General features: G+C 62.5%; 7 protein-coding genes. 4 read left to right on the forward strand and 3 right to left on the reverse strand.

The genetic code is table 11. The annotated features are described in order from the left end of the window. Positions 1-291: 291 nt before the first annotated feature. Entirely contained in the window at positions 292-999 is a 708-nt protein-coding gene (locus RCI06_RS13580) for a tRNA threonylcarbamoyladenosine dehydratase (RefSeq protein WP_302823324.1), read from the forward strand. 259 nt (positions 1,000-1,258) lie between these two features. Here the strand turns inward: RCI06_RS13580 and RCI06_RS13585 are convergent, their stop codons facing one another. Beyond that, positions 1,259-1,573 carry a DUF1292 domain-containing protein gene (locus tag RCI06_RS13585; protein ID WP_121587636.1) on the reverse strand — a complete coding sequence of 105 codons (315 nt, stop codon included), beginning with the start codon at positions 1,571-1,573 and terminating at the stop codon, positions 1,259-1,261. 1,132 nt (positions 1,574-2,705) lie between these two features. Here RCI06_RS13585 and RCI06_RS13590 point away from each other — a divergent pair. Then, a complete protein-coding gene (locus RCI06_RS13590; protein WP_207654169.1) occupies positions 2,706-3,485 on the forward strand; it encodes a peptidylprolyl isomerase in 780 nt (259 codons plus the stop codon). Positions 3,486-3,552: 67 nt separating this feature from the next. Further along, positions 3,553-3,978, forward strand: coding sequence for a hypothetical protein (locus tag RCI06_RS13595; RefSeq protein WP_288235224.1), 426 nt, complete (start codon positions 3,553-3,555; stop codon positions 3,976-3,978). 175 nt (positions 3,979-4,153) lie between these two features. Here RCI06_RS13595 and RCI06_RS13600 read toward each other — a convergent pair whose 3' ends face one another. Then, positions 4,154-4,645: a hypothetical protein gene (locus RCI06_RS13600; RefSeq protein ID WP_306576371.1), complete on the reverse strand. Its 492-nt coding sequence runs from the start codon at positions 4,643-4,645 to the stop codon at positions 4,154-4,156. Positions 4,646-4,657: 12 nt separating this feature from the next. Further along, a complete protein-coding gene (locus RCI06_RS13605) occupies positions 4,658-6,949 on the reverse strand; it encodes a hydratase (protein ID WP_306576372.1) in 2,292 nt (763 codons plus the stop codon). 155 nt (positions 6,950-7,104) lie between these two features. Between RCI06_RS13605 and RCI06_RS13610 the strand changes: the two genes are divergently transcribed. Next, positions 7,105-7,954: LCP family protein (locus RCI06_RS13610; protein ID WP_306576373.1), on the forward strand; the 850-nt coding region annotated here is incomplete at its 3' end.

Here is a 7,954-nt window from a genome sequence, read left to right on the forward strand (position 1 = left end):
GGGCGCCGCCGACTTTGGCCGAAGGCCAACCGGAGGCGGCGTTGGGGTCGCAGGGGCGAAGCCCCTCGTGCCCTTCTTTGGTTCCTTTCTTGGGGAAGCAAGAAAGGAACTCGCTGTCGGTCGACTACCGACAGGCCCTCCGTCCCCCGGGCGGAATATCTAAAACCACCCCAGGGCGGGACCCGGCAAACTACACCGCTCACTGAGCGGTATGCCTAAGGACCGCTGTCGGCCGGCCACCGACATCCTCCGCCGCTCGATGCGCGGCAAAAACAAAAAGGATGTGCTGCAATGGAAAACTGGCTCGCGCGCACCGCGCTGCTGATCGGGGAGGAGAACACCGCGCGCCTGGCGGGCGCGCGGGGAGCAGTGCTCGGGCTCGGGGGCGTCGGCTCGGCGGCGGCGGAGGCGCTCTGCCGCGCGGGGGTCGGACACCTGCTGCTCGTCGACCACGACACGGTGGACGAGACGAACCTCAACCGTCAGCTCGTGGCGACCCGCGACGCGGTCGGAATGCGCAAGGCGGACGCCGAGCTGCGCCGACTGGGTTCAATCCACCCTGCGGGGGATTTTACCGCCGCGTACGAATTCTACCTGCCGGACAACAGCGGCTTTCTCTTTGACTGGAGACCCGATTTCGTGCTCGACTGCATCGACACGGTGACCGCCAAGCTGCATCTCGCGGAGGCCTGCGCCCGGCGCGGGGTCCCGCTCTACATGTGCCTGGGCACCGGCAACCGGCTCGACCCCGGCGCGCTGCGCATCGGCGACATCGCGGACACGGCCGGCTGCGGCTGCGGGCTCGCGCGGGTGATGCGTCGGGAGCTGAAACGGCGCGGCGTGGCCCGCCAGACGGTGCTCTATTCGGTCGAGGAGCCCGCCAAAGCCGTCTGCCCCGGGGAGCACGGAAGGCACGCGCCGGGAAGCATCGCGTTCGTGCCGCCCGCGGCCGGGTTCCTGCTCGCCTCCCGGGCGGTCCGCGACCTGTTGGGACTTTAGAGGAACCAAAAAACGGGCGCCTTCCAAAACTGGAAGGCGCCCGTTCTTTACATGTAAAAACCCCGCCGTATCGATGTCCTGCCAGCTGTAAACCCCCGTCGTTAGACAAGAGTGGGTACGCCCGATCGCGTGTTTCCAGCTCCCTTCGTCCCATCGTGAGATGGGGAGGTCTGCACTCCGCACGCGGAAAGGAACTCCCAAAGTACAGTTGTTGGAGTATAAAGGGCAGAACTGTCGGGTACGGCAGGGAGTTACGGCATTAGTTTTCCCCGTCCTCGCCGCCGGTAAACTCGAAGCTGTCGGACAGGCGCTCCATAAAGATCGCCGCGACCTGATCGAACTCGGCCTCGTCCTCGATCGCCTCGAGGAACTCCTCCTCGCCCTCCATGACCGATTTGAGGATCACCAACTCGCCGTCGTCCTCGCAGTCACAGTCCTCTTCGCCGCAGTCCGCGACCAGCGCCACATAGTGCTGCTCGCCGAGCTCGAGGGTGTCGACGATCTCGAATTCATGCTCGTGGCCCTCATCGTCAACCAGCGTGATCAGATCGGCGCCGAACTCTTCGTTTGCCATAGAAACCGTTCTCCTTTTCCGGGGGTGGATTCCCCCTCAAAAATCGGGCGGAAGGCCCGGTTGTCATCCCTGTTTGATAACATGATAATCCATTGGGAAGCAAATGTCAAATGGTTTTCATTGTGTACAAGTTGTATATATTTTCTTTTCAATCTTGAAAAAATCATATTGACATTCCCCAACAAATTGCTTATAATATAGATACAGAAGAGAGGAACATGATACCAATATTCATAGAAAGGCGGTGGTTCCGATGTACGATGAAGCACACAGTTTCTCATTTGCATTGAGGGACTGTTCGCCCAAGGGCAGGCTTTCCTAGGAGCAGTTTTCAGGACAGCTGCAATCACAGTTTCTGTCGATTTTCAAAGATGATCCGGAGTAAAATCTGTAAATCTGAAAACAACTTGAATTTGGTGCTTGTGAGAGATCCCTTCAGGGAATCCCGAAAGGAAGATGCTCAATCGTAAGAGGCGAGTTCATTCCGCGCAAGACAAATAATCTGTGATTCCAGGTCCCAATCGTAAAACGGGTTTACCGCACGCATCCTATCAAAGCAACCGCACCAGGCAAAATCCCACCGGCGCCGCCGGGGTCGAGTGAAGGGCTTCGGAAACGCCGGCAATGTGAATGATTCGACCTACAATCAAATAACGTTCAGTCCAGGGAACCCAGGCATTGTTGCAGGCATCCTTTACGGTTGAGCAGCAAAGGGTCATATTCCAGAACTGAGCATGGATTCTGCGTCATCGAACTGCATAAGGGCAATCAAAACCGGATCGTAAAGAAGGTCCAAAAGCTGTGATCGTAACCGCAGCGAATGTTTTCGAGTGTTACTTGCATATAGATGTACGAGGTTCCAACAGAGCGGCAGGCCACGGCCCGCCACGGCCGAAAGAGGCTGTGGGAAGGGATCGCGGCAGGCCACATGTCAAAAAAATCAAGCGGCGCCGGTAATCATCGGCGCCGCTTTTGCATGCCCCGCGGCCTCGCCCGCCGATTCATTGCCAAAACGTAAACTTACTATGAATATCCTGCAGGGAGATTGATTTTGGCGGATTATGTGGTAAAATATGAAGAGCAATCCATGTCCTTCGGAAGATCTGTATAAAACCATGGAGGTAACATCATTATGAAAAAAATCGCCCTGCTGCTCTGCGTGGTTCTGATGCTTTCCACGCTGATGGTTGGCTGCAAAAAATCGGAGGAGCCCTCCCCCGAGTCCGGCGCCCCGTCCGGGGAGACCAGCGGACCGGAAAGCATGCCGGAAACCGCTGCCGAGATCTACGCCCACAACATGGAGATCGATGAATCCGCCATCGACCTGGTCCAGTTCAACACGCCGGAGGCCGGTTCCCCCATCGCGACCATCAAAACGTCCCTCGGCGACATCAAGATGGTGCTCTTCCCCAAGGAGGCCCCCAAGGCTGTTGAGAACTTCCAGGCCCTCGTGGAAAAGGGCTATTACAACGGGCTGAAAGTCTACAGCGCCGTGCCGAGCGTCCACGTCGCGACCGGTGATCCCGACAACAACGGCAGCGGCGGCGAAAGCGCCTCGGGCGAGCCGTTTGAGGACGAGTACAGCCTCAACCTCTGGCACTTCAACGGCGCCGTCGCCATGGATAACGGCGGCACCCCCGGCCAGAACGGCAGCCGCTTCTTCATCGTCCAGAACTCCCGCATCACCGATGAGCTCGGCGACAAGATGTTCGACGGCGGCTTCCCCGAGAAGGTCATCCAGAAGTACCTCGAGGTCGGCGGCGTGCCCAATTACGACGCGCGCGACACCGTCTTCGGCCAGGTCATCGAGGGCATGGACGTCGTTGAGAAGATCGCGGCCGTCCCCACCGACGCGGACCACAAGCCCACCGAGGACGTCGTGATCACCTCCGTCGAGCTCGGCACCCTCTGATCGCAGACAGAAACTGAGCGCGGGACGCCAACGCGTCCCGCGTTTTTATGTAAAGGAGACGCTTCTCATGAACCATGTCAAACGCATCGCGGCGCTCGCGCTCGCGCTGGCGCTCGTCCTCTCCCTCGCCGCCTGCGGCAGCTCCAAGACCCGGAAGGTCACCGATTTCCTCACGGAAAAGATGCCCGGCGAGTACGCCGAGGCCACCAAAGCGACCACCGTCACCGACGCGTCCGACGGCTCCTTCAACGTCGAGCTGACGATCGACCTGCCCTCCGGCGGCGCGTCCGATGAGGACATGTTCGATACGATCGCCTTTGAGGCCAGCTACCTCATCGACGAGATCTTTGCCGAGCCCCCCTACCCGCTCAACTTCAAAATCCACTTCCTCAAGGACGGCGCGGACTTCGGCGACATCGAGCGGGCGCACGACAACCCCGTCTTCTACCGCACCTACCAGGGGACGACCGATACCTTCCAGTTCCAGATGTGAGGCCGGGGGCCGCCGCTCGGGGAGCGGCGGAGCTTGCCGGCAAGCCCCCGGTACCGTATCGGAAGTGCATCCGGAGAGGTACGCGCTCCCGCGTAAGCCGCAATAAAAAGAGACCGCCGGCGGCGGTCTCTTTTTTGTCTGCGCGGGAAAGGCGCCTGATGCATTTTGGCTCCGGCTACCCCACGACCTTGTAGCCGTTGGTGAGGTCGCCGAGGTCGACGTAATATTTGCGGTAGTCGTCGGGGTGCACGAGCACCCGGACGGTGCGGCGGCCCTCCAGCAGGGACGCGGGGTTGAACCACAGGCCCTCGCTGCGGAAGTTGTAGATCGTGCGGGTGGCGGAGTCGGTATAGTGGCAGTGCACCACATAGGGGTGCCTGCCGTTCATCTCCAGCGAGGTCTGAAGCCCGCAGCCGTCGTAATCCGCGTTGAGCGCGCGGCCGTTTTCGAGCAGCCAGCGGCGCAGGCGCGCCTTGCGCGCGAGCACCGCGAGGCCGATGACGCCCACGAGCAGGAAGGTCAGCCCCACCAGCCCGAAGGCCAGCAGGAAAATGATCCCGTCCGGCGCGGTGAAGCCGACGCCCAGGCCGATCGCGAGGAACACCGCGCCGAACGCCGTGAAAAAGCCGAAGAACGCCTTCAGGAAGCTCGCCGGATTCCGGAACATACGGGTCCCTCCTTAGTTCTGCGCGCGGTAGTAGTTGATGAGGCAGCCCGCGAGGATGATGTCCCGCTCGTCGTCGGTCAAATCGCCGAGCGTGAGGGTGAAGGGCTTCGTCCCCTCCCCGGTGAAGGCGTAGGCGGTGATCTCCGCCTGCTTCTCCGCGACCGCGCGGCGGATGTTGGGGATGAAGACCGCGTCATATTTCGCGAAGGGCGGCTCGCCGGAAACCACGAAGGGCAGCATGCCCCAGTTGATGAGGTTGGAGCGGTAGCGCTTGGTGGCGTACTCCCGGGCGATGTTGGCCCAGCCGCCCAGCACCTTCTGGCAGGAGGCGGCCTGCTCGCGCGCCGAGCCGTCGCCCGGCTTGACCGCGTAGACGAGGGAGCCGCAGCCGATCGTCCCGCCGTCGACCTCCTGGAAGCCGTCGATCGCGCGGATCCTGTGGATCGGGCAGTCGGGCGACCGGTCGTCGAAGGCGGTGCCCTTCTCGCGGCGGAGCGTCTCCCACTTCTGGGAGTTCTTCGCGGCCCCGACGTACGCCGGGTCCTTGCGGGAGAGGGTGAATTCCGCCAGCTTGAGCGGGTTGGAGCGGTAGGAGGAGGTCTCGCCCGACGGGATCAGCTCGTCGGTGGTGGTGACCGGGTCGGTGATGAAGGCGTCCACGTCGAGCAGCAGGTGCTCGGTCAGCGGGGACATCTCCGGCCAGTCGGCGATGTTCGGGCCGAACTTGAGGGGCAGCTCGGGCTGCGCGCGGCCCACGCCGTCATAGACGCGGTTGTCGTAGACCTCGCCGTGGAAGACGTACTTGGGCTTGGTGAAGCCGATATCGAGGTCGGTGGCCGGGGTGAGGACGCCGTGGTTGAGCGCAGTGGCCGCGATCGAGCGCGCGTCCATCAGCGCGACCGACGCGATCTGGCCGTTCCCCGGCTTGGAGCCCTCGCGGTTGGGGAAGTTGCGGGTGCTGTGGCGGATCGAGAGGCCGCCGTTGGCGGGCACGTCGCCCGCGCCGAAGCAGGGGCCGCAGAAGGCGGTGCGCACCGTGGCGCCCGTCTGCATGAGCTTTGCGATCGCGCCGTTCTCCACGAGGCTGATGAAGACCGGCTGGCTCGACGGGTAGACCGACAGCGAAAACTCGTCCGCGCCGATCGAATGGCCCGCCAGGATATCCGCCGCGTCGCAGATGTTGTCGTAGGTGCCGCCCGCACAGCCGGCGATGACCCCCTGGTCGACGAGCAGGCGGCCGTCCTTCACCTTGTCGCGCAGGGTGAAATGAATGGCGGGGTTGTCGATCGACTTGGCGCCCTCCCGTTCCACCTCGGCGAGGATGTCCATGAGGTTGGCGTTCAATTCGTCGATCTCATAGGCGTTGGAGGGGTGGAAGGGCATCGCGATCATCGGCTTGACGGTCGAGAGGTCGACGTGGACGACCCCGTCGTAATAGGCCGCGTCGCCCGGGGCGAGCCGTTTATACGCCTCTTTGCGGCCGTGGATCTCAAAGTAGTCCTCCACCTGTCCGTCGGTCGCCCACACGGAGGAGAGGCAGGTCGTCTCGGTGGTCATGACGTCGATGCCGTTGCGGTATTCGACGTTCAGGTTGGCGATGCCGTCGCCGATGAACTCCATGACCTTGTTCTTCACATAGCCCTTTTTGAACACCGCGCCGATGATCGCCAGCGCGACGTCCTGCGGGCCGACCCCTCTGTGGGGCCTGCCGGTCAGGTAGACGGCGACCACCTGCGGGCGTTTGATGTCATAGGTGCGGCAGAGCAGCTGCTTGACGAGCTCGGGGCCGCCCTCGCCGACCGCCATCGTGCCGAGCGCGCCGTAGCGCGTGTGGCTGTCCGAGCCGAGGATCATCTTTCCGCAGCCGCTTATCATCTCGCGCATGTACTGGTGGATGACCGCCTGGTGGGCCGGGACGTAGATGCCGCCGTACTTCTTGGCGGCGGAGAGTCCGAACATGTGGTCGTCCTCGTTGATCGTGCCGCCCACCGCGCAGAGGGAATTGTGGCAGTTGGTGAGCACGTAGGGCAGCGGGAACCTCTCGAGCCCCGACGCGCGCGCCGTCTGGACAATGCCCACGTAGGTGATGTCGTGGGAGGCCATCGCGTCGAATTTGATCTTCAGATCATCCATATTGCCGCTCGTGTTGTGCGCCTCAAGGATCGAATACGCGATCGTCCGCTTGCGCGCCTCCTCCTTCGGGACGGCCCTGCCCATCGCCGCCAGCGCTTCGGCGGCATGTCCGTCGTCGGGGATCAGCTTGCCGTCCGCATAATATGCCCCGGTTTCGTAAAGTTTTATCATGAAATTACCTCCTGTATATTTTCTCAATCAACCGCGCGCGTCATCGGCGGCGGAACAGGTTCTGTCCCTCATTTTAACACATCAAAGCCGCCCGCGCAATGAATAAGCGGTGTACAATCCTGCCAATCCTACTGGGTAGACAGGGGGGATTTCCTTTGCGGGAAGAAAACAAATGGCGCTCCTTTTTGCTGGCGTTCACGCTGACGCTCATGCTGCTCGCCTTCATCATGGTGCTGACGGTTATGGCGGTGCAGCCGTCGATGCCCCGCCAGAACAGCCGCGACGACCCGCCCGAGATCTCCTACCGGCCGGTGGCCGGCGACGCGCTGACCATGGTGGTCGTCGGCAGGGCGCAGGACGGGAGCGCTGGCGATTTCCTCCTCATCCGCTTCAATCCTCAGTACGGGCAGGTGCCCCTCGCGATGCTTCCCCCCGAGACGCTCGTGACCCTCGGCGGCGAACGCCTCACCCTTTCGGAGGCGTGGGAGCGCGGGGGCGGCGTCTCCGTCCGCGAGGCGCTCTCCGAGCGTCTGGGCATCACCGTCGACCGGTACGCCGCCCTCTCGCGCGACATCTTCATCCGCATCGCGCAGAAGACGGGCACCGTCGTCTTCACCCTCCCCTACGCGATCTCCTATGAACGGGACGGCTACTCGATCAACATCCCCGCCGGGGAACGCCGCCTCGACGCGCAGGACGTGGCCGACGTCTTTTCCTGCCCCGTCTTCGAGGGCGGCGCGCTCGGCAAAAGCGAGCTGCTCGGGGACCTCGCGGCCGCCATCGTCAACCAGAACCTCGACGCGGCCGGCGAAAAGCTCTCCTCCGGGCTCTTCAAGCTCGCGGTCAACCTCGTGGACACCGACGTCTCCGCCGCCGACTACGAATTGCGCCGCGACGCCGCCGATTTTATCTCCCGGCTCGACACCGACGTTTCGGGCAGCCTCGCGCCCGCGGGCACGCTGCTCGAGGGGGGTGAGCTCGAGCTTTCCGAGGATTATGTCTCGC

Origin of the sequence: Anaerotruncus massiliensis (ex Togo et al. 2026) (genome assembly GCF_030825285.1) — a bacterium.
GTDB classification, from domain to species: domain Bacteria; phylum Bacillota; class Clostridia; order Oscillospirales; family Ruminococcaceae; genus Anaerotruncus; species Anaerotruncus massiliensis.

Coding starts and splice junctions, on each gene's coding strand:
- RCI06_RS13580 (WP_302823324.1), top strand. CDS start 292: ATGGAAAACTGGCTCGCGCGCACCGCGCTGCTGATCGGGGAGGAGAAC.
- RCI06_RS13585 (WP_121587636.1), bottom strand. CDS start 1,573: ATGGCAAACGAAGAGTTCGGCGCCGATCTGATCACGCTGGTTGACGAT.
- RCI06_RS13590 (WP_207654169.1), top strand. CDS start 2,706: ATGAAAAAAATCGCCCTGCTGCTCTGCGTGGTTCTGATGCTTTCCACG.
- RCI06_RS13595 (WP_288235224.1), top strand. CDS start 3,553: ATGAACCATGTCAAACGCATCGCGGCGCTCGCGCTCGCGCTGGCGCTC.
- RCI06_RS13600 (WP_306576371.1), bottom strand. CDS start 4,645: ATGTTCCGGAATCCGGCGAGCTTCCTGAAGGCGTTCTTCGGCTTTTTC.
- RCI06_RS13605 (WP_306576372.1), bottom strand. CDS start 6,949: ATGATAAAACTTTACGAAACCGGGGCATATTATGCGGACGGCAAGCTG.